18 protein-coding genes are annotated in these 21,585 nt (G+C 36.1%); all 18 read right to left on the bottom strand.

Annotation, left to right across the window (positions count from 1 at the left end; all coding sequences use genetic code 11):
- Positions 1-2 precede the first annotated feature (2 nt).
- Complete coding sequence (locus C1721_RS05505) at positions 3-1,517, bottom strand: Gfo/Idh/MocA family oxidoreductase (RefSeq protein ID WP_102407470.1); 1,515 nt, start codon at positions 1,515-1,517, stop codon at positions 3-5.
- A gap of 24 nt (positions 1,518-1,541) precedes the next feature.
- Positions 1,542-2,780, bottom strand: coding sequence for a 3-keto-disaccharide hydrolase (locus C1721_RS05510; protein WP_234347339.1), 1,239 nt, complete (start codon positions 2,778-2,780; stop codon positions 1,542-1,544).
- A 358-nt stretch (positions 2,781-3,138) separates the two neighbouring features.
- Positions 3,139-4,788 (bottom strand): SusD/RagB family nutrient-binding outer membrane lipoprotein, encoded by a 1,650-nt coding sequence (locus tag C1721_RS05515; RefSeq protein ID WP_102409255.1) that lies wholly within the window; start codon positions 4,786-4,788, stop codon positions 3,139-3,141.
- Positions 4,789-4,817: 29 nt separating this feature from the next.
- A complete protein-coding gene (locus tag C1721_RS05520; RefSeq protein ID WP_102407472.1) occupies positions 4,818-8,243 on the bottom strand; it encodes a SusC/RagA family TonB-linked outer membrane protein in 3,426 nt (1,141 codons plus the stop codon).
- 157 nt (positions 8,244-8,400) lie between these two features.
- Positions 8,401-9,501 (bottom strand): FecR family protein, encoded by a 1,101-nt coding sequence (locus C1721_RS05525; RefSeq protein ID WP_102407473.1) that lies wholly within the window; start codon positions 9,499-9,501, stop codon positions 8,401-8,403.
- Between the two features lie 158 nt (positions 9,502-9,659).
- A complete protein-coding gene (locus C1721_RS05530; RefSeq protein WP_102407474.1) occupies positions 9,660-11,570 on the bottom strand; it encodes a hypothetical protein in 1,911 nt (636 codons plus the stop codon).
- Positions 11,571-11,600: 30 nt separating this feature from the next.
- Positions 11,601-12,614: a hypothetical protein gene (locus tag C1721_RS05535; RefSeq protein WP_102407475.1), complete on the bottom strand. Its 1,014-nt coding sequence runs from the start codon at positions 12,612-12,614 to the stop codon at positions 11,601-11,603.
- 48 nt (positions 12,615-12,662) lie between these two features.
- Positions 12,663-12,959 (bottom strand): NVEALA domain-containing protein, encoded by a 297-nt coding sequence (locus tag C1721_RS05540; protein WP_102407476.1) that lies wholly within the window; start codon positions 12,957-12,959, stop codon positions 12,663-12,665.
- A 181-nt stretch (positions 12,960-13,140) separates the two neighbouring features.
- Positions 13,141-13,695 (bottom strand): RNA polymerase sigma factor, encoded by a 555-nt coding sequence (locus C1721_RS05545; RefSeq protein ID WP_102407477.1) that lies wholly within the window; start codon positions 13,693-13,695, stop codon positions 13,141-13,143.
- Positions 13,696-13,722: 27 nt separating this feature from the next.
- Positions 13,723-14,775: a DUF4434 domain-containing protein gene (locus C1721_RS05550; protein ID WP_102407478.1), complete on the bottom strand. Its 1,053-nt coding sequence runs from the start codon at positions 14,773-14,775 to the stop codon at positions 13,723-13,725.
- A 14-nt stretch (positions 14,776-14,789) separates the two neighbouring features.
- Positions 14,790-15,716 carry a ligand-binding sensor domain-containing protein gene (locus tag C1721_RS05555; RefSeq protein ID WP_102407479.1) on the bottom strand — a complete coding sequence of 309 codons (927 nt, stop codon included), beginning with the start codon at positions 15,714-15,716 and terminating at the stop codon, positions 14,790-14,792.
- A gap of 248 nt (positions 15,717-15,964) precedes the next feature.
- Complete coding sequence (gene tyrS, locus C1721_RS05565) at positions 15,965-17,257, bottom strand: tyrosine--tRNA ligase (RefSeq protein ID WP_102407480.1); 1,293 nt, start codon at positions 17,255-17,257, stop codon at positions 15,965-15,967.
- A gap of 107 nt (positions 17,258-17,364) precedes the next feature.
- Positions 17,365-18,024, bottom strand: a complete 660-nt coding sequence (locus tag C1721_RS05570; protein WP_102407481.1) for a TatD family hydrolase — start codon at positions 18,022-18,024, stop codon at positions 17,365-17,367.
- Between the two features lies 1 nt (position 18,025).
- The gene (yidD, locus tag C1721_RS05575) at positions 18,026-18,247 is read right to left on the bottom strand and encodes a membrane protein insertion efficiency factor YidD (RefSeq protein ID WP_102407482.1); all 222 of its coding nucleotides are present in this window, start codon (positions 18,245-18,247) and stop codon (positions 18,026-18,028) included.
- 1 nt (position 18,248) lies between these two features.
- Complete coding sequence (gene rnpA, locus C1721_RS05580; protein ID WP_102407483.1) at positions 18,249-18,635, bottom strand: ribonuclease P protein component; 387 nt, start codon at positions 18,633-18,635, stop codon at positions 18,249-18,251.
- The gene (locus C1721_RS05585; protein ID WP_187117263.1) at positions 18,632-19,393 is read right to left on the bottom strand and encodes a uroporphyrinogen-III synthase; all 762 of its coding nucleotides are present in this window, start codon (positions 19,391-19,393) and stop codon (positions 18,632-18,634) included. The genes rnpA and C1721_RS05585 overlap by 4 nt, the downstream gene beginning before the upstream one ends.
- Positions 19,390-20,118, bottom strand: a complete 729-nt coding sequence (locus C1721_RS05590; RefSeq protein WP_102407485.1) for a DUF4271 domain-containing protein — start codon at positions 20,116-20,118, stop codon at positions 19,390-19,392. Before C1721_RS05590 ends, C1721_RS05585 begins: the two co-directional genes overlap by 4 nt.
- A 115-nt stretch (positions 20,119-20,233) precedes the next feature.
- Positions 20,234-21,580 (bottom strand): dihydrolipoyl dehydrogenase, encoded by a 1,347-nt coding sequence (gene lpdA / locus C1721_RS05595; protein WP_102407486.1) that lies wholly within the window; start codon positions 21,578-21,580, stop codon positions 20,234-20,236.
- Between the last annotated feature and the right edge of the window lie 5 nt (positions 21,581-21,585).

Consider the following 21,585-nt stretch of genomic DNA (forward strand, 5'->3'; position numbering starts at 1 on the left):
TTTTACTTAGGCATATCCGGTAAAGAGAAACCATTATTATATGTATGTTTAATCCATTCATTTGCCATATCTTGTGCACTGAATTCAGCAAAACGACGGTCAAAACGCGGATCACCATCAATCACCTTAAAATCATCTACTGTTACTATTTTTATCTTGTCAGTCGGAGAGATATTCGTAAACTTCATATTTTCACCATCCCATTTTAATTCACGATGTAATCCTTGCAAACCAGACAAGCGAACAGCCAATACACCCATTACTACCATTTCGTTGAACGGACCTGAGAATTGGAAATTTGAAGAAGACTCTGTTCTGTTTTCAGGAGATTCTTTACATGCACGAATCCAATCTTGTTCGTGAGCATTGGTAGACCAGATATTTCCATTACCACCTTTTACTCTCGGAATAGAAGGTTTAGGCTGGTTGAAATGATCCATATCCGATACAGGTAATAAAGTAGGATTCATGCCGTAGCATCCAGTCATAATCTTCCCTTTTGTACCGATAAAGATAATACCACCGTTTTCATCACCCATCATCTGACCATCTTTCAGTTCTTCCGGACGAGGAGGCATCAAACCACCATCATACCAATAAACTTTCACTTCCGGCATTTTTACGTTGCCTTTTGGCGGACGGGCAGGGAAAGTATAAGTTACAATCTGAGCATGAGGAGGAGAGTACAAGTTGCTCAAAGTAGAACTACCTATTACACTGATAGGATATTTCAAATCCAGTGCCCAATACAACGGATCCATAATATGGCAAGCCATATCTCCCAAAGCACCAGTTCCAAAATCCCACCATCCACGCCAGTTCCACGGTGTATAAACCGGATTATACGGACGTTTCTGAGCCGGGCCGATAAACAAATCCCAGTCCAAAGTTTTAGGAGTCTTTACAATTTCACTAGGTTGCATTAAACCTTGCGGCCAGATTGGACGATCTGTCCAACAATGTACCTCTGTAACTTCACCGATCACACCAGACTGAATCCATTCGGCAATCTGACGGCACCAGTCAAAAGAATTTCCTTGATTACCCATCTGGGTAGCCACTTTATATTTTTTCGCTAACTTAGTCAGCAAACGAGATTCATATACAGAGTGAGTAAGTGGTTTTTGTGTATAACAATGTTTTCCTAAAGTAATAGCATGTGCAGTAACACCGGCATGTGTATGATCCGGAGTAGCTACCATAACAGCATCAATAGAATTACCGATCTCGTCAAACATGACACGCCAATCTTTAAAACGTTTGGCATCCGGATAGTCTTTAAAAGTTTTATCCGCATATTTCCAATCTACATCACAAAGGGCAACAATATTTTCCGTGCTCATATTCGCCAGATTACGACGGCCCATACCACCGACACCAATACCGGCAATATTCAATTTATCACTCGGAGCCGTAAAGCCATACGACTTGCCCAACACCGATCCCGGTACAATTGTCAGACCAGCCGCAGCTACAGCACCAGTCTTTAGGAAATTTCTTCTGGATATGTTTTTCATAACTATTAAATTATAAATGAACTATTATAAAGTCTTTAAATGCAAATTACGCCATAACACTTTAATACCGCCGCCATCATGAATCTGTAAAGCGATACGTCCTTGTCCGGCACCTATTTTTTCATCACGGATGTTGACCATTTCCTCTCCGTTTAACCAAGTTTGTATGTTATCACCCTGTACCTTAATACGCATTGTATTCCAGTCTCCTTCTTTCAATATGTTTTCTTTTTCATCCGGGATTTGAACTAACCAACCACGACCATATGATTCGTAAATGCCACCTGTATCATACCCTTTAGGAGCCACTTCAACTTGCCAACCATTTACTTTTACATCTTCTTCGATGAATGAACGAATAAACACGCCCGAATTACCGTCTGCTTCCTGTTTAAACTCTACAGTCAAATCAAAATCATCATAATACTCACGAGTTGCCAGATAACCATATTGTTTATCCGGACCACTTTCACAAACTAAAAGGCCGTCTTTCACATACCACAATTCTGTTCCATATTTATCCCAACCTTGTAAATCTACACCATTAAAAAGATCAACCTCCTTTGATTTACGGGGAAGCTCTTTAATCTTGATATTACGGAACCAAGCCGGATAGCCATGGTCTTGCAGACAAATTACACCTTTATGAGCCAATCCATATTCCGGAGCATTTGCCCATTTACCGCTGTTCTTACGTGCAAACCAGTCATTTGTCCAAGCATCAAACTCAATTGTTTTCTGACCATTCATATAATAAGAAACATGTCCGTTATCGAAAATAATTTTAGAATTATTCCATTTTCCGGCAGGATTCACTTTCATCTTTGAATAATCGGGAAGATACATTGCATAATCCACACCGCAACGTTGCCAATCTTCCAACGGCTCCGCAAAATTTGCATCATCTATTAATTGATATTCGGGACCTGTTACATAAGGAACTGCAAACTGCGGACGTTCTACCACATGATACAATACACCGCTATTACCTCCTTTTGATATTTTCCAATCCCAGGAAAGTTCAAAATTCTCATATTGTTTATCCGTCACAATGTAACCACTGGCATCACTACCTTCGCCGTCAGCCTGAATTGTTCCATTCACCACCTCCCAAGGACCGGTAAGTGCAGTTCCATTATAGTCACGCCAACCATGTAGAGTTTTGCCATCAAAAAGAAGTTCCCATCCTTCTGCTTTTTCTTGCTCCGTCAATATATTTTGCTTCATATCAGTACATGATGACAATAAAAAAACAAAAGTCATTGTACATGCTAAGAAAAATCTGTGTGTGTGTGTTCCCATAATTCTCATATGAATCTTATTTATTGTTTCATGATATTAGGCACTTACTTCATCATCCTATAAAATAGACACGCTTATTAAAATTATTACGTACTATCAATTTCATTTTTTAATTATTTTAACCACAAATGCAGTCTCCAACAAAGATATTAAATAATCAATATAAGCATACATTTTCAGTAAGAAAAACAAACAGAGCAAAGATTTTAATTTTCAGCAATCAGTCTATTATTCTATTGAAATACTGATACAAAAAACCGGAAGAAGACTTAATATCTCCTTCCGGTTCTATATACTATTTATTAAATGAAATTACGTTTTATGGCTGCGCATCCCACCACATACGAGTAGTTGTTTTATCACCACCTATGCGGGCAACAGCTTCATTATAATTCGCTTCATTTACGATCGGTTCTTTTGCCGGATAAATAATACGGCGAAGAGAGCCTCTCCACCCCATTGCTCCTTTTTCCACAACATAACCAGATTCAGGCATAGCAAATGGGTCCAATGTAGGCAAACTCAAACGACGATAATCATTCCATGCTTCCCAACCATTATCTGGAAAACCAGACAAATATTTCTGTGTAATGACTTTAGCCAGTTGCGTATTATTTTCACCTTTTGTATCAGTAAAAAGAACAGTTGTTCCGTACATATTAGGCATAGTAGACTGCAAATACTGAGCTATTACATCTTCGGAGATTTCAACTTCCTTCATAGAAGCCCTGATACCTTCTTCATAAAAGCTCTGGGCAGAACCTCCCATATCCCATCCACGCAAAGCGCCTTCAGCACGCAGGAAGCAAACTTCGGAATAGTACATTATAGTCTGATCACGGTCCATATTTACAGTGAAAGGAACATCTGTTTCTTTAGTGCTACCTACAAAATAAACACCAACACGAGAATTATTCTTGTTCACATTGTTCGGTTCCAAACTTACAGCTTGAGTATAACCGGCAGGAACCCCTCTCCAACGGCCTCTATATTCTTCACCGGCTCCATTATATTCATTAGTTACATTGAAATAAATTGGGCCACGAGGATCACAGTATTCAGGAACTTCTTTATAAGAATCTTTCTTTGGGAAAGGAATTCCACCCAAGTTTGTTAACAGTTTCTGCATAGAATAACTCATTGTCATACGTCCACCATTAAACAGGTGAGATACGGCATTATAGAATCCGTAATCTACCAGATAATATGCATTCTTACGAACAATTTTCACGTCTTCTGCGATACTTGACAGCAAACCACCCTCAGCCTTTACAGCAGCTTCAGCCTCTGTCTTAGCTTTGTTAGGATCAACCTCAGACATACGCATAGCTAAACGAAGACGCATACTATTTGCAAAGGCTTTCCAGCGAGCCACATTTCCACCAAAAATTAAATCACCCGTACCCAGGTTATCCCCATTCGGATCAAGTGCTGCAGATGCTTCCGCCAGTTCTTGCACCATGTCATAATAGATATCCTTCTGAGTATCATAAGGAGCCGCTTCTCCGGAATCGTCACAAGCTTTTGAATAAGGAATATCACCAAATAAATCGGTTGCGCGTCCAAAAGTCCAAACCCTCCAAATACGAGCCACCTGTACAAGGTTATTATGCTTCGGATTATCTTCACAAATACGGATTACTTCATTCAGGTTGGCAATCCATCCCCAATGGGCATCCCAATACTGTTGTGTCCAGTCATTATTTGGCACACATACATTAGAAGAATATTTATCATTCGAGAAATATTGAGCGTATGTATCCACATATAAGTTATGAATACGTTGGTACAAGTCTACATTATACACGCTTCGAATAAATACCGGAGACAGTAAATAAACCGGATCTATCTTTTCCGGAGTCGGATCATTGGGATTTTCATTCAAGCTGTCAAAACTCTCACAGGAAGTCAAAACGGAAGTTCCCGCAAGCACAAACATTAGCAAATAAGATTTTATTTTAGTCTTCATATTGATAATTCTTAAAAAGTCAGACATCATTAGAAAGAAACATTCAGGTTAAAACCGAAACTACGCATAGAAGGGAATGAAGCATATTCAATACCGCTTGCATTACCAGTGCTGTATGAAGATTCAGGATCATATCCCGGAATGTTATTCTTAATCAGCCATAAATTACGTCCTACAAAACTTAATTTCAAGTTTGTAAATGGCGTCTTAGCCAACATCTTTTTCGGGAATATATAACCAATTGTCAATTCGCGCAAACGTAAATTAGTTCCATCATATAAAAATTCTTCACCGGAACGTGATACGCGAGACCAATATTCCTGTGGATTAACAGCCTTTGTATTAACCTGTCCGTCTTCTGTAACGCCATCAACAACGATACCTCCTGTTCCGGCATACCATTCATCACGTCCGGCCAACGACATTTCCGTTGTACCATATACTGAACCACGAGACAAAGAATTCATATAGATATCACCACCTACACGTAAATCCAACATGAAACTAAATGTAATATTTTTATAAGTAAACATATTGTTCATACTACCCGTCCATTTCGGCAAATAGTTTCCTATCGGATTTTCATTATCCATATTTGCTTCCAATAAAGGAAGTCCTTCACTGTCTATTATTTTACGTCCTTGTTCATCTCTCTGATAACGATAACCTACAATATCACCATAGCTACCACCTTCTCTGGCAACAATTTTAACAAAACTGGTAGAGCCTAATTCATACGTTGATAATTCAGGATGCAGTTCCTTAATCTTATTTGTATTCTTAGAATAGTTGACTGTCACATTCCATTCAAAATCACGCGTTCTTACAGGAGTTCCCGTCAATACAACTTCAATACCTTTATTTTCAATATTACCAGCATTAATCAAGCGAGCTGTTTTACCAGTAGTAGAAGAAATCGGTAATGTCAGAATCTGGTTTGTTGCATTTTTCTTATACCAGGTAAAATCTACACCAATACGGTTATTCAAGAAACGAACATCAAAACCGGCTTCTGTAGATTTAATCGTTTCAGGTTTCAAAGTAGACAAAGGTATGGTATTGTTCACTTCAGAACCTTTAATATCTGAAGTTACATTTAAGATACCATAAGTAGTAGCTAAACGATACGGATCCGTATCATTACCTACTTCCGCATAAGATCCTCTTAATTTTGCAAACGACAGCCATTCCGGAACATTTACGTCATAAGAACGTAACATATCGGAAATAACCCATCCTAAACCAAAAGAAGGATAAAAGAAAGAACGGTTCTCACGAGGTAATGTTGAAGACCAGTCATTACGCCCTGTTACATCCAAAAACACCCAGTTTCCATAACTCAATTGAGCAAATCCATAAATAGAATTTACTGCTTTTTTGCTCAACCGATGCTCTGGAACTCGTTGTTCTCCATTACTAATGGCAAAGAAATCAGGAATTGCTAAAGGACCAGACTTCTCTGTAAATGATTCAGTTTTGGTAAACATCATATTTCCACCGACACTCAAACTTCCGGAAAATTTTGATCCCCACCAGTTATCTTTTGCCGCAGTAACTAAAGCATCTGTATTACGTTCACGGAAATTAGATGTTCCGACAGTATAACTACCATGCCCCTTAGCATCCTTTTCATAAGGAGTAGCAGCCAATACCTTATTTTCACTGCCAGACCAATACATATCTTCACCATGACGCAACTTGATAGTTAACCAATCTGTCGGTTGATATTGCAATGCTATGAAACCAATAAAACGGTCACGATGACTATTACTTTCATTATTAGGAATGAAATATGGATTCTGTACATAATTCATTTCTTTTGATGTCCATTGTTTAACTGAACCATCCGGATTAAACGGGTCTTGCAAATCAGAATAATGTACACTTCGTGGCATCATTAAATAATTGTTCATTATAGCAGTAGGACTACCTGAAGAAGATGGAGTATTCCATATTTTCTGTTTTACATAATTAACTTTCGTATCCAAGGATAATTTTTTACTAAGATTTACGGTATTACGGAAGTTAATTATATATTTATCCTGATAGTTACTTGGAACAATACCATCCATACGCTGATAAGAAACAGTTCCCAGGAAAGAAGCTTTATCTGTAGCAGCTGATGCCTCCAATGTATTTGTAGTAGTAACACCTGTTCCCAGAAAATCCATAATATCATTATCATACGGAGAATACGGACGTGATTGGCCTGTCCAATCGGTTATATTCTTACCATCCATTTTCGGTCCCCAACTGTAGTTACCATCCGGATCATATACACCATTTGTACCTTGTCCATATATATTTTGCATCTCTGGTTTAATTAATGGACGTTCCATCATTACATTTGAATTCAATGTTATGCCTAATCCTTTTGCCTGATCTCCACCCTTTTTTGTAGTAATCATCAATACTCCGTTACCGGCACGTGTACCATAAAGAGCTGCTGCTGCTGCTCCCTTTAAAACAGAGATCGATTCAATATTATCAGGGTTTATATCAGATAAACCGTTACCAGAATCGGAAACACTCCATTCATTACCTTCAGTACCTCCATTAAAGTTATTAATAGGTACTCCATCCACAACAACCAAGGGTTCATTGTTTCCTCCTAAAGAGTTATTTCCACGAATAACAATACGGCTGGAACCCATTCCACCATTACCACTACGGCTCACCTGTACGCCAGCCATTTTACCAGACAAACTATTCATCACGTTGCTTTCGCGAGCTTCGGTCAGCGATTCGCCTTTCAATTCCTGTACGGAATAACCTAAAGCTTTTGTTGAACGTTTCAAGCCCAAAGCAGTAACAACGACTTCTTCCAGATTTTCTGTAGTCGGTTCCAATGTTACATCAATAATACTACGGCCATTCAATGCAATTTCCTGGGTTTTATAACCAATATAAGAAATTACCAAAGTGGCATTCTGGGAAGGAACTTTAATTGTAAATTTACCGTCCAAGTCCGTAATCATACCGGTAGTAGTTCCTTTAACAAGAATATTTGCACCGATAATAGGTTCACCGGTATCATCCTTTATCACACCGGAAACTTCTCTTTCTTGCTGAACAGAAGGAGCTACTGTAACAGTTGCAGCCTCTTTACGCGTAATAATTACCTGACGGTTATCAATTTTATAAGTTACATCTGTTCCCTGGAAAAGATTATCCAAGATAGCAGTTACAGGTTGATCCTGAACACTTACATCCACAACTTTACGACTATCAAATGTATTATCCATATAAACAAAAATAAATTCGCTATTTTTCTCTATATAGTTAAATACATCTTTAATTGTCTTATTATTCAACTGCACAGTCAACGTAGTTGATTGTGCATAGGTATTCGCAGCGAATACATTGGCAATACTAAAACTTGCCAATAAACAAATAATAAATACCGATTTAGGTATTTTAGGAAGTCTTTTTTTTAATAAATAATGATTTTTCATACGTTTGTGTCGTTTTTCTTTAAACAATAAATAGCAGAAAGTTAACGTTTAAACTAAAACAGTAACCGGGTGATATTGCAGTATTATCCGGTTATTTTTTTCGATTTCTCTACACCATAAGCATTCTTTTTTTAATAGGTTTATATTATATTGGTTTTTATTTCTTCAATTTCACTTGGATAGTACTATCTGTGCTCGCAAAAGTAACAGGAGTGGCTGTGGTAATAATTTTCATTACATCTTCCAGATTATCACGTAAATCCAATTTCCCGCTGATCGTCATTTTACTTAAGTCAGCGTTCCAAGCTATCTTTTCACCATAATAGCGAGATAGCTTGGTTAACACTTTATTTAGTGGTTCTTGTTTGAATATCATCATATTTTGTGTCCAACAAACATATTCGGACGCATCTACTTTACGTGTACTGATACCTTCTGGTTGTATGCTAAACAATTCATCGGGAGATAAAGTAACCTTTTCATTTTTATGCGTTTCTACTTCGACTTTACCTGAAACCAAAACGACAGAAGCTTCCTCATCTTCCTTATATGCACATACATTAAATACTGTTCCCAGTACACGTACATTCATATTTTCTGTCTTCACATAAAAAGGACGGGCTTCATCCCGTTTCACTTCCAAATAGATTTCACCTTCAACATATATTTCACGCTTATCATCGGCGAATATGGCAGGATAAACAACTCTTGTTCCTGAATTTACATAAATTCGCGTACCATCGGCAAAAGTAATGTTCGTTCTTCTGCCTTTAGGAACAAAAATCTGGTTATAAACCGGGTCAGTTTCCTTCTTTTTTTCTTTGGTAACAGTTTGATCCACTGTTTCAGAATTCACGACAACACTTCCATCCGGATTATATTTAACGTCAGTATTATCTTCAATATTTAATTTTTGCTTATTGGAAGTAACCAACATAATTTCCTGTGTAGAAGGAGTAGGAACCGGCAATTGAGTTACAATATCCGCTAATGTTGTTTTTTGAGGTTGTTCGACAGGAAAACTCACGAACAAACCTCCAATAATAAGGATCAATATACAAGCCGCTGCAGAAGCAAAATAAAGAACACGCCTACGAAAATGATGACGCTCATAAGCATTTATTCGCTGGCTTACTACGTCCCACGAGTCAGATTCGTCTTTACCAAACGTTTCTGTTTCATAACGCTTGAACAATGGAACTATCCGATTGATAGCATTTCTGAATTGTTGTTTTTTACTTTGTCTATCTTTAGGCATATACCTTGATTATCTTTTCTTATTATAAGAGAAACGAAATTTTAACAAATCAGTACTCAATTCCGGGAAGAAAAATTATTTTTTAATATACAAAAAAATAAATAGTAAAACAAAGAATACTTTTACTACCGTTCAAAAAAGAATCTAAATACTAAAGATTATAAATAAAACTTTTGCTCATTATCTTGATATATAAAAAGTTTTTCCTCTTGTCCACGTGTCAAATTTCTCAACCAAAACAGTGCATTTTGAGGTACTTCATAAAATAAATAATTTTCTTTTGCAATCTGTTTACCTAATGAATTCCAACCTTCATTTCCATTGAAATACAAAAGTTCATAAACATCTCCTATCCGAATAAAATTATCATCATTTCGAGGAATAAACATAAGTTGTTTTACCGTTACCTTTTCTAAAAAATCAAGATGAAGAAAATTTTTTTCTTCGTCTGATGTATAATAAGTTAGCGGATCATTATCTTTCATATTTTGTACAGAAGCAGGTAAATATTTATCCATGAAAATATAAGGCAATTCCCGCTCTCTTTTTTCATCTGAATAAAATGCCAATTCAGCAAATTCTAATCGTTTACCTGTAGCTGCCCGACAACATATATACCGAAACGAGCGATTTGGAATAAAAGGTATAATATTATAATTAGTACGGACTGTATCCGTTATTTTATAAAGAATATAAGAAGGATTAAATGAAGGATTATCTGCACACTCAATCGTAATATCTAATGCATTATCAAGATGGTCAATAATACGTGAAACCAATGGAGCCTTACGTCTCAACTTTATTCGTTCTAATAATTGATTATTTGGTGTATAATAATGAATGTTCTCTCCATCATAGAAAAAGGGATATCCAATTATTTTAAATTCATCTGCTACATAAAATGCTAAAAAATACAACTGATTAATTCCCATATTTTTAAAAATAGCTTTCCTTTTTTTTACAGGAACAACAGCTTGAGGTACCCAACCTTTACGCCCAAATGCACATATATACACCAACTGTTCTTTTTCTATAGGAGGAATTTCTAAAGAAAGTATATTTTCTCCATAATATTCTGCTGTTACATCCTTAATTAATCTATTTTTCAAAATCTTATAAAGACCTTTATAGCGAATACCTTCAAGTGAGCAGGTTGGTTGTTCTTCATAACATTGTCTATAAATTTTTCTTTTAGGACGAATATCATCATCGTTTCGCCCTCGTTGAACACCCTTACTGTCAAAATCAGAAACCACCAGTCTCCCTGTTGTATCTTTCACTGATATCCAATAATGTATACGTGATAAATCATAATAATAGTAAATCATATCTTGATTAACAGGAATTCCTAATGCTCTTAAAACATAAACAGCAAAATTTATAGATTCTTTACAACCTCCCAAACGTTGATTTAACAAAAATGATGCACTATAGCTAGGTAATTCAAAAGGCATTAAACTCTTTTCACCATAAGAACCCTCATTCCATAATACCACAGACAACACATCACATGCTTTGATTATATCTGTTCCTTGATATAAAGAATCTAGTAATGGTAAAAACCTATCATAATATTTTTTCCTCCATGAATCTAAAGGTTCATGTTCAATTCGATAGGGTAGCACCATTTTACAAAAATCATCAAATGAATAATATTTAGACCAAGGGCATTTTTTCCAAGTTTGAAATGATAAATCTATATTTTCAATTAAATAATCTGCAGTTATAACATGACAATCATATATTTTACTAACATTTCTTGTCTTTTTCTGTATATTCTGTATAATTAATAAATCATTTATACTCAAACTATCTTCTTTTTCTGATTTTATTTTGATTTGCTCCAGCTCATCAGCATCAGGTATTGAAAAACTATAATGTTGTGGCATATTTTCAATTAAAAAACATGCTGCTTTTAATTTTAAAGAATCATTTTTATAATGTTCTAGCACCTTTTCAAGTTCAACTCTATTTTTTCCAGCAAAATCTAAAGCAAATTCCAATTTCTTATTCTTATTAGAAGAACAAGAAATAAAAAGAATAAAGAAAAAACAAATCAAATATTTCATTTACAAAACGTTTATAAATGTTTTTAACTTTTATGGGATATCGAAGCGTATAACATCCGTACCTCCATCACTTGACATATGCAATCCCAATAAATATGTACCATCGGGAGATATAGCCATTCTTCTGATCTTATATTTCAAAGAATACGAAGTTTTAAAATTACCTTCCCAATCAAAAATAAAAATCTTTGATTTATCATTTTGTCTAATTGGATTTAGCAAGCAATATACAAAAGATGAAGTCCCACATATATCTATAAAATAATTAGGAGAATCTGGAAAGTCTAGGTATTTTTCATTTGCCTCAGGTATTTCAAGTTTTGTCCCAAGAATTATAGATTTATATATCTTACCAGAAAAATCATAAAATTGTATAGAATTCATTTTCTTTAATGCAACACATATACTGTTTTTCTGATCATTAGCAATCAAGCTCCCCATATATAAAAAGGTCAAAGTATCTTTTTTATATTTATGTTTCACATGAGGATAATATGGTACATTAATGATTTGTTTTGAATATTTATTATATATAAAAAATAACCTGTTCATACCCATATCAACATCAAAACCAATAATATATTTAGAAAACATATTACAGCTATTCATCATTGGCATTTCTGTATCCATTAATTCATTTATAACAGTATTATCGTTCTCCGTTAAATTTATATACTTAAAATTTCGCAAATTAAGGTCAACTATAGATAATAATGATAAGTCAGCACTATCTAGATTAATTTTTTGTATAAAAAAAGGAGATAAAAAATCATTTGGTCCATTTCCTTTAAAAAAACACATTTTCAAAATTGAAAATGTATTATCATATATTTGTAAAATACTATCACTATAAAAATCTAAACAAGCAGTATAATTCTCTCCTATCACTATATCATAAAATATATTAGTATTATCAATTGATGAAAATATATTTGTTCCAATTAATTCCTTCTCCGTTTGATCTGATATATATTGACTTGTGACATTTTCATGTTTACAATTCAAAAAAAAGAAAACAAATAATACTATTAACAACTTTTTCATAATCTATAAATTTAGTTCAGGAGATTCAGAAATGAATCTCCTGAAACTTTAATTATAAGAAGAGCCACAAAAACCATTTGGAACAATGTCAATAAGTTGCCTATACATACATACTCCATTGCCATCTTTAACTCTTACCCAAGTACCTTCAAAATCCTCTCGCCCATTGTATGCAAAAAACGGACCAAAATCACCTCCTCCACCTGAACCTTCACCTTCAGCCAAGGCTTCAATATTACTAAGAGCCAGATCATTTAGCCCAGTTCCTTTACTATTTTTTGAGCTCCACATAGAAGCAGAAGCAGCCATTGCGACAACAGCAATAACCAATATTTTCTTTTTCATAATGTACAAATTTAATGTTATTATTACCCTAGATTAAGGAATGTTTGCATTCTCTGAATATAAATTGTGTTTCTTGTTCTATGAATTTGTGCACCTCCTTCCCTTTCAATATTACAAAGAAAGCAAACTTTATTCAAAAAAAATATTTTTCAGATTTATTTATATCATTTTAAATCATAAATTAGATTTCTAGATAAAACCGCCTCATTTTAACCAAAGTACGAGACACTAAATTTTTCGCAGATTGATAATTTATTCCCAAAAATTCACCTATTTCATTATAATCCAGTTCACGGATAAAACGTAAATAGACAATCTCTCGTTGCCGGGGAGACAACTTTTCTATTGCATTCTGCAATTTTTTTCTTTGGATTAAATCATCGTCATTTTCTAAAAAATGTGTAAGAAAGAAATCGTCCGTCGTAAAGTCAAATGATAAATCATCTATTGTCAATTTATTCACACTGACCGACATTTCATCATATAACCTATTACGTAAAGATTTAATAAGGTATGTATTAACGTGGATAGTTGCTGAAAGATTTTTTCGGTTAATATATAATTTTACAAACATGTCCTGAATACAATCTCTCACCATTTCGTAATCCGGCATTATTTTCATACCATAGGCCAATAACGGCTGATATTGCTTGCCATAAATATATGCCATTGCTTCCTTATCTCCCGATAAAAAACATTCCCATAACTCTATATCCGTTAATGTAGAATATGACATACAATTTTTTATTCTCTTGGTACACGATTAAGGCCGTTGTTGTGTTTTCAACCAATTTGCATAATCTGTATACAATTTTTCGGCACGAACCTGGTTTATAGACGCAATTGATCCCGGTTTACTCATTAAACCACAATATTGATAAATTAAAATATTGTCTACAAACGGAGATATATCTTCCAATTGCGCATGTATACGTTCAAATGAAGATGGGATAAGCGGACTTCTATATACGTCTCCTTCAAAATCGAAGACTTCCAAATCAGCCCATAATCTGGAACGACCGGCTTTAGCATGTACGCGATATAAACCTTCATAATACTTGCCTGCAGTACCGGCTTTAGCCTTTCGTACTCCTACTTCGTCCTGATAAGCTACAATATCTACATCTAAACGTTCAAGTTGTCTGACATACTGATCATCCAAACGGATTGATTTAGTTCCATAAGGAGCAATCAGATTTACAGAATGAGGTATTAATTCACGTGCCATACGAGAACAGTCGTTTACATACGTAATTGTCGTTTCATCAATCGTACGGTAAAGGCCCGATTCATTCGGAAAATACCAACCATAAAAGCTCTTGTGATGTCCGTACTTTTCCGCCACTTCTTCCATTCCTTTGGCACGAAGTATTGCAACATCCTTATTCGTCATCATTTTACTCACGTCACGGTAATCCGCCCAGAAATCGTTACTGATAAAAAATTTAATGCCACACTCATCAGCGGCACTCATAACAGCTTCCAATGGATCCGGAGAAGCCATATCATACATCGGTTGCAGTTTAGACGGATACAATGTCTTTCCATTATCGGCAACGGACAACAGCACCAAGTATTCCATACCTAAACTGCTTATATCTTTTATCAGTGCCTTCCATTGTTCGTCTGAAAAAGAAGCAAAAGCCGGATTCCAATAAGTTCCTTCTACATCAGAATGATGCTTAAACTCAAACCAAGAACCGATAATAGGTTTTACATTCAGATTCTTTTTATAATCAAAAGCCTGCAATTTACCACTCATACATGCCGAAGCAAGGGCCAAACCACTTGTATATATAAAATTACGCCTATCCATCTCTTTTCTCAATTTTATTTTACATCTATTACTGAAATTCCCGAACTTGTTCCTATGTACAACTTATTATTGTACAATGTCATTACTTGTATTCTATTGTCCGGCAAATTACTGTTCTCTGTTGTATATTTCTTCCAGTTTTTACCATCAAACATATCCAGACCCTTATAAGAACCTACCCATAAACGGCCCTTTGAGTCTTCTACAAGAGATATTATAACATTATCCGATAAAGGAGAATTTGAAGTATCATATGTTTTTTCAATTTCACCCTTTCCATTTAGAAGGGTAACACCTTTGCATGTACCCGCCCATATCCGGTTATTTTTACCTGCCGCTAGTGCATACACTATGTAATCCGGTAATTTACTATTATTTACCGTATAAGAAGTCCATAGCTTTCCGTCATAAGAAGATAGCCCTAGATAAGTACCGATCCATATCTTATTATTGGAATCACAAGCAAGAGACAAAACTGAATTACCAGCCAGATTATGATCTTTTACTGTGAAGTTTGTCCATTTATTGCCTTCACCCATCATTACGCCTCCTTGCCACAAGCCGGCCCAGATACGCCCGTTCATATCCTCCATCAATACATTAGCCGAAGTCGGTATTTCTTTAACTCGTTCAAATGTTTGTGTGCCTTTTTCTGCCAGATAAACACCTTTTCCCCATCCACTCATCCATAAACGGTCTGCACCATCTATTAGAAAACTTTCCAGATAAGTATCTTCATCCGATACTAACTGCCAACCTGTATTTACCTGTTTATATACACCTCCATAAGTGGCAGCAAATAAGTTCCCCGCCTTATCAAAACTAATAGAACGGATATCATTCTTTGGAGAATATGCCTCTACAATCTGCATGGAAACAAATTGGGCTTGCAAATGAAACACACAAAGGCAAAGAACTAATAATGAGAATAGCTTTTTCATGAATAATCAATCTATATCGTTTCTATATTGCAAATATATAGAAAATTCAGCAAGACAAAAAAGCTCCTCAACAACAATCTGCTATTGAGGAGCTTTTTTCCTGTTGTCTCACGAGGATTCGAACCTCGACAGACAGAACCAAAAACTGTAGTGCTACCATTACACCATGAGACAATCCGACGCTTTATTTAAAGCGATGCAAAGGTAAGAAATTAATCTTATATTGCAAATTTTTTGTGCATTTTTTGCTACTTCACAATCAACAAGTAATAATTCTTTTTACCTCTCTGCACTAATAAATACTTATCATCAAGCAAAAAAGAACAGTCTATTACCGCATCTGCTTCTGCGAGCTTTTCTTTATTCAGACTTACACCGCCACTCTGAACTAATTTACGCATTTCTCCTTTTGACGGAAAAACAGCCGCTTTCTCTGTAAGTAAATCAACTGCTTTTATTCCTGTAGAAAGTTCATCGCGAGAAATTTCAAATTGAGGAACTCCATTGAATACATCCAATAACGTAGCTTCATCCAGTTTTTTCAAGGCTTCAGAAGTTGAACTTCCAAACAAAATATTTGAAGCCTCAACAGCAGCCTCATAATCCTCTAAAGAATGAACCATTACCGTCACTTCCTTTGCCAAACGTTTCTGCAACGGGCGCAAATGAGGAGCAGCAGCCTGTTCTTCTTCCAGAGCAGCTATTTCCTCTTTATCCAAAGCGGTGAATATCTTAATATATTTAGCAGCATCAGCATCACTTACATTCAACCAAAATTGATAGAACTTATAAGGCGATGTATAACGACGGTCTAACCAAACATTTCCGGATTCTGTTTTTCCAAATTTACCTCCGTCTGCTTTTGTGATAAGCGGGCAAGTCAGAGCATATGCCTCACCGCCTAACTTGCGACGAATAAGCTCCGTACCGGTGGTAATATTCCCCCATTGATCCGAACCGCCCATCTGCAAACGGCATCCCTCATGTTCATATAGAAAAAGATAGTCGTATCCTTGTAGTAATTGATAAGAAAACTCAGTAAATGACATACCTACATTTGAATCGGCGCTTAAACGTTTCTTTACCGAATCTTTTGCCATCATATAATTAACGGTAAGATGTTTACCTATATCACGAATAAAATTCAGGAAAGAATAATCCTTCATCCAGTCATAGTTGTTTACCAACTTGGCCGCATTAGGCGCATCAGAATCAAAATCAAGAAATTTAGCCAACTGAGCTCTAATAGCATTCTGATTATGACGGAGAGTTGCTTCGTCTAACAGATTACGTTCGGCAGACTTCATAGATGGATCGCCAATCATACCTGTAGCACCTCCAACCAATGCTATAGGACGATGCCCTGCGCGTTGAAAATGCTTCAACATCATTACGCTTACAAGGTGACCTATATGCAACGAATCTGCTGTCGGATCAATACCCACATAAGCCGAAGTCATTTCTTTCTGTAATTGTTCTTCCGTTCCAGGCATCATATCATGAATCATGCCCCTCCATCTTAATTCTTCTACAAAATTCATCGTATTAATTTATATCATATTAATTATTATACATTTAATATACGGGTATAAAGCGTAGCAAAGGTACGACTTTTAGTTGACAGTTAGCTATCGACTGTTGACAATTATTACTTTATGCCTACGCCAATAATATTTTCTTCTATCTGATGAGTGAAAAGTTCCATATCGACAGATAAGGCTTCCGCAAGTTTAGTATAAACAAGACGTATGTCGATCTGTTTATCATCCGTTTCAACCAACAAACGACCCGGCCAAACAGCTTGTAAAGCCTCAACATTAAAATATTCACCAAAAGAAAGATAAAACCCTTGATTCACCAGTTGCACAGCCAACTCTCCATTTCCTCGAAAACCATGAATAATCCAAGGTACATGTGGCCGAATTCGCTTTTTGGCTGCAATAATCTCTTGCCATGCTTTTACACAATGAATAATTAGAGGTTTAGCACAATCTTCGGCCAACCGGGCTTGTGCAAAAAAAATGTCTTGTTGGGCAGATAAAGATGTTTGGACCAGTTTATCAAACCCCGCCTCTCCTACCGCAACTATTTCAGGTAAGAAAAGCAATGATTTTAATTCCTTCAATTGTATTTCCGCATTCTCAATATACCAAGGATGAATCCCACACGAAAAAAGATTCCTTTCGAGAGAAATTTGATTTTCTTCCGAGAGAAATTCAGATTTCATCCGAATGGGGTCAAAATTGATGACTGCAATATCTTCCGGATGAACGGATGGTTGATGAGTATGTATATCGTAATATTTCATTTTAGGGAACCGGGTCGTATCCGCTTCCTCCCCACGGATGACAGCGAAGTATTCGTTTTACGGCCAAATACAAACCTTTTATAGGACCATATTTCTTTAAAGCCTGCACGGCATATTCCGAACAAGTAGGTGTAAACCTGCACGAAGCCGGTGTCATAGGCGAAATACAATATTTATAGAAATAAACCGGCAATAAAAGAAGTGTAGTAAAAAAGCGTTTCATTTTATTTGTCCCGGAGGATCGCTATTGCTTTATTCATCGCTTTTTCTATATCAGTAAACGGGTGAATCTCTTTATCCAAATAAAGAAAAGCAATAAGCATACTTCTATTTTTTGCTAAAAGTGGTTCTATCAAATCGTATTTACGTGTTCGATAAGCCTCACGAACCTGACGTTTAATCAAATTCCGCTTTACTGCACGTTTAAATTTCTTCTTCGGAACACTTACCATAATAGATGCAGGAGCCGGTAACTGTTCTTCCATCGGTAAATAAATAACCCGCAGTGGAAACGCTATAAACGATTGCCCTTGAGCAAATAGTAAATCAATATAACGTTTCCACGACAGGCGTTCTTCTTTTGAAAGAGTATACCTTTTAACTTCTGTCATCTTTTTTTCTTATCGCCCAGCTCCTTCTTCAGATATAATTCCAAAGCAGCTGTCATAGAAGGAGCTTCGGGAGTCGGAGCTTCCACATCCAAACGCAGCCCGGCATCTTTTACCGCTTTTGCGGTTGTAGGGCCGAAACATCCGATCCGGATATCATTTTGCTCGAAATTAGGGAAGTTCTTCAAAAGAGAAGATATTCCTGAAGGGCTGAAAAAGACTAACATATCATAATCAAACTTCTCGTCTTCTGCAAAGTCATTACTTACTGTACGGTACATCACAGCTTTCGAATAATTAATCTTTTTAGCATCCAACATAGCAAACAAATCATCTTTATGCACGTCTGATACGGGCACCAGATATTTTTCTTTGGCATGTTTGCCGATTACTGTGACTAAATCATCCAGTTTTCCATTCTGACCATAAAATATTTTACGTTTTCTATATACAATATACTTCTGCAAGTATACAGCAATAGCCTCTGTCATACAAAAATATTTCATTGTCTCCGGAACAGTGATTCTCAATTCTTCACACAAATGGAAAAAATGGTCGATAGCCGTGCGTGCAGTAAATACAACAGCCGTATGGTCCAGGATAGAGATTCTTTGCTGTCTAAATTCTTTCGAACTTATTGCTTCAACCTTAATAAATGGTCGAAAATCTATTTCCACACCATATTTTTCTGCAATATCGAAATAAGGTGATTTCTCTGATGCAGGCTTCGGTTGTGACACCAGCAATTTTTTGATATTCAATGCCATAATAGAGTACTCGTCTCGATAAAATTATACAAATAAACCATACCTTGATATAAAAACATCAATGGTAAAATTTCTTGGCCGCAAAGGTACAAACTTATATACAATAAACCAGCATTTCTCTTGTGAAATATCCGTATTGTCTTATAAATTATCACAAAACGGAACAAAATATAGAAAAATATAAACAAAATTACGGGTATAAAAAGATGAGCCGTTACAAAAATCAACCATAATACCGGTATATATAATAAAGTGCCCCAAGCACTAATAGTTGCATTATAGTTCATTTTCCAGAATTTATAACGCGGCGTATCTGTAAAAATACAGCCAAATAAATAGTAAAAGAATTGTTTAAACTGATAAAACAGGCAAAGGACAACAAATATAATTCCTATGGATATCAATACGGCGTTTTCTTTCAGATGATTTACATACCCATAAGCTCTGGCTACTTCAAATAAAAAAATGCTGGATAAAAATAATGCCTGAAATATCATAAAATTGCGAAAGAACCATTCACTTCCTACCGGCTTTTCAAAAAGGCTTTGTCGTTCTCTCAAAAACACAACATCTCTAAGCATCTTTAGAAACAAACGGAAATTTGTACGGAATACAATAGCAAAAGCAACAAATAAAACAAACAGCATAGTGAATATAATATCATCTACCAACTGCCCGTCCCATAAACGAATGCCCACATATCCTTCAAAAATTCCCATTTATTCTGAATTGTGCTGCAAATATAGTGTAAAATAACGAATTGTATTAAAAGCAAATCATCCCGATCGTTTTTTAAAATGATCGGGATGATTTAGAAAAAACATCGGGATGAAATTATAAAGCTTCTTTTATTATTTCACCTACTGTTGGATGTGGAAAGACAATAGACTTTAGCTCGTCCGCTTTCATTCCTTTTTCAATAGCCATGCCGGCAATAACTATTAGCTCGGATGCAGGATTGCCAAGCAGATGCGCTCCGATAATTGTTTCATCTTCCGCAAGGATCAACTTACAAACACCATTACCCATTTCATTTTCCGCAACGAAACGACCGGAAAATGCCATCGGAATCTTTTTAACGATATATGGCGTACCTTCGGCCATTAATTCTTCTTCTGTCTTTCCAACGCCAGCAATTTCAGGATTTGTATAAACCACGCCCGGAATAGCTTTATAACTCATACCTGCATCGCCTTTTCCTAAAATATGTTTCACCGCGACCTCAGCTTCACTTACGGCCGTATGCGCCAACAAAGAAAATGCCGTAATATCACCACAAGCATATACATTTGGCAAAGAAGTCTGCATATATTGATTCACCTTAATACCATTACGGAAAGGTTCTACGCTTAACGTTTCCAAACCGAAGCCTTTTGTTACCGGACGACGTCCTACGCTCAGCAAGACTTTATCACCATGTAACGTAAATGTTTCGCCATCTTTTTCAACAGAAACTTCCGTACCATATACACCGGTAACTTTATGGCTCAGATAAAATTTAATTCCTCGTTTCGCATATTCAGCTTGCAACATTTCGGATAATTCACGATCCATCGGTCCCAGAATCTTATCCAGCATTTCAACTACGTGAACTTCTGTTCCCATGCTATTGAAAAAAGAAGCAAATTCCATGCCGATAACCCCACCGCCTATAATTACTAACGAGGCGGGAAGTTCTTTAGACAATAATGCTTCACGACTTGTCCAGTATTCCGTTTCCGACAATCCGGGAATTGGAGGAATAACTGTTTCAGAGCCTGTACATATTATCAAATTAGCGGCATCATAAGTCTCTTCTCCGCAGGCAATCGTAATTGTACCATCGGCAGCCCGGCCTTTTATTTCCGCTTCACCCATTATCATAACAACTCCATGCTCGGTCATCTTCATACGGATTCCGGCCGTTAATTTCTTAACTACTTTGCTTTTACGGGCAATGATTTTAGGAAAATCGAAAGAAGGGTTTTCTGCAGATACGGCATATTTGGAGGCATGCTTAATCGTATCATACATTTTTGCCGAATAAAGAAGGGTTTTTGTAGGAACACATCCTTCATTTAAACAAACACCACCTAATGCGTTTTTTTCAAAAAGTACAGTTGAAAGACCTGAGGCTGCAGCTTCTCCGGCAGCCGTATAACCGGCAGGGCCTCCACCGATTATGGCAACATCGTATTTCATGCTTA

It is taken from the genome of Parabacteroides bouchesdurhonensis, assembly GCF_900186615.1.
In the GTDB taxonomy this organism is placed as follows: Bacteria; Bacteroidota; Bacteroidia; order Bacteroidales; family Tannerellaceae; genus Parabacteroides; species Parabacteroides bouchesdurhonensis.

Bases quoted from the DNA above. Each gene is read 5' to 3' on its own strand.
- yidD (WP_102407482.1), bottom strand. From the start codon at position 18,247: ATGAAACGCTTTTTTACTACACTTCTTTTATTGCCGGTTTATTTCTAT.
- C1721_RS05505 (WP_102407470.1), bottom strand. From the start codon at position 1,517: ATGAAAAACATATCCAGAAGAAATTTCCTAAAGACTGGTGCTGTAGCT.
- tyrS (WP_102407480.1), bottom strand. From the start codon at position 17,257: ATGAATTTTGTAGAAGAATTAAGATGGAGGGGCATGATTCATGATATG.
- C1721_RS05520 (WP_102407472.1), bottom strand. From the start codon at position 8,243: ATGAAAAATCATTATTTATTAAAAAAAAGACTTCCTAAAATACCTAAA.
- C1721_RS05515 (WP_102409255.1), bottom strand. From the start codon at position 4,788: ATGAAGACTAAAATAAAATCTTATTTGCTAATGTTTGTGCTTGCGGGA.
- C1721_RS05510 (WP_234347339.1), bottom strand. From the start codon at position 2,780: ATGACTTTTGTTTTTTTATTGTCATCATGTACTGATATGAAGCAAAAT.
- C1721_RS05530 (WP_102407474.1), bottom strand. From the start codon at position 11,570: ATGAAATATTTGATTTGTTTTTTCTTTATTCTTTTTATTTCTTGTTCT.
- rnpA (WP_102407483.1), bottom strand. From the start codon at position 18,635: ATGACAGAAGTTAAAAGGTATACTCTTTCAAAAGAAGAACGCCTGTCG.
- C1721_RS05550 (WP_102407478.1), bottom strand. From the start codon at position 14,775: ATGGATAGGCGTAATTTTATATATACAAGTGGTTTGGCCCTTGCTTCG.
- C1721_RS05535 (WP_102407475.1), bottom strand. From the start codon at position 12,614: ATGAAAAAGTTGTTAATAGTATTATTTGTTTTCTTTTTTTTGAATTGT.
- C1721_RS05555 (WP_102407479.1), bottom strand. From the start codon at position 15,716: ATGAAAAAGCTATTCTCATTATTAGTTCTTTGCCTTTGTGTGTTTCAT.
- C1721_RS05525 (WP_102407473.1), bottom strand. From the start codon at position 9,501: ATGCCTAAAGATAGACAAAGTAAAAAACAACAATTCAGAAATGCTATC.
- C1721_RS05570 (WP_102407481.1), bottom strand. From the start codon at position 18,024: ATGAAATATTACGATATACATACTCATCAACCATCCGTTCATCCGGAA.
- C1721_RS05545 (WP_102407477.1), bottom strand. From the start codon at position 13,695: ATGTCATATTCTACATTAACGGATATAGAGTTATGGGAATGTTTTTTA.
- C1721_RS05540 (WP_102407476.1), bottom strand. From the start codon at position 12,959: ATGAAAAAGAAAATATTGGTTATTGCTGTTGTCGCAATGGCTGCTTCT.
- lpdA (WP_102407486.1), bottom strand. From the start codon at position 21,580: ATGAAATACGATGTTGCCATAATCGGTGGAGGCCCTGCCGGTTATACG.
- C1721_RS05590 (WP_102407485.1), bottom strand. From the start codon at position 20,118: ATGGGAATTTTTGAAGGATATGTGGGCATTCGTTTATGGGACGGGCAG.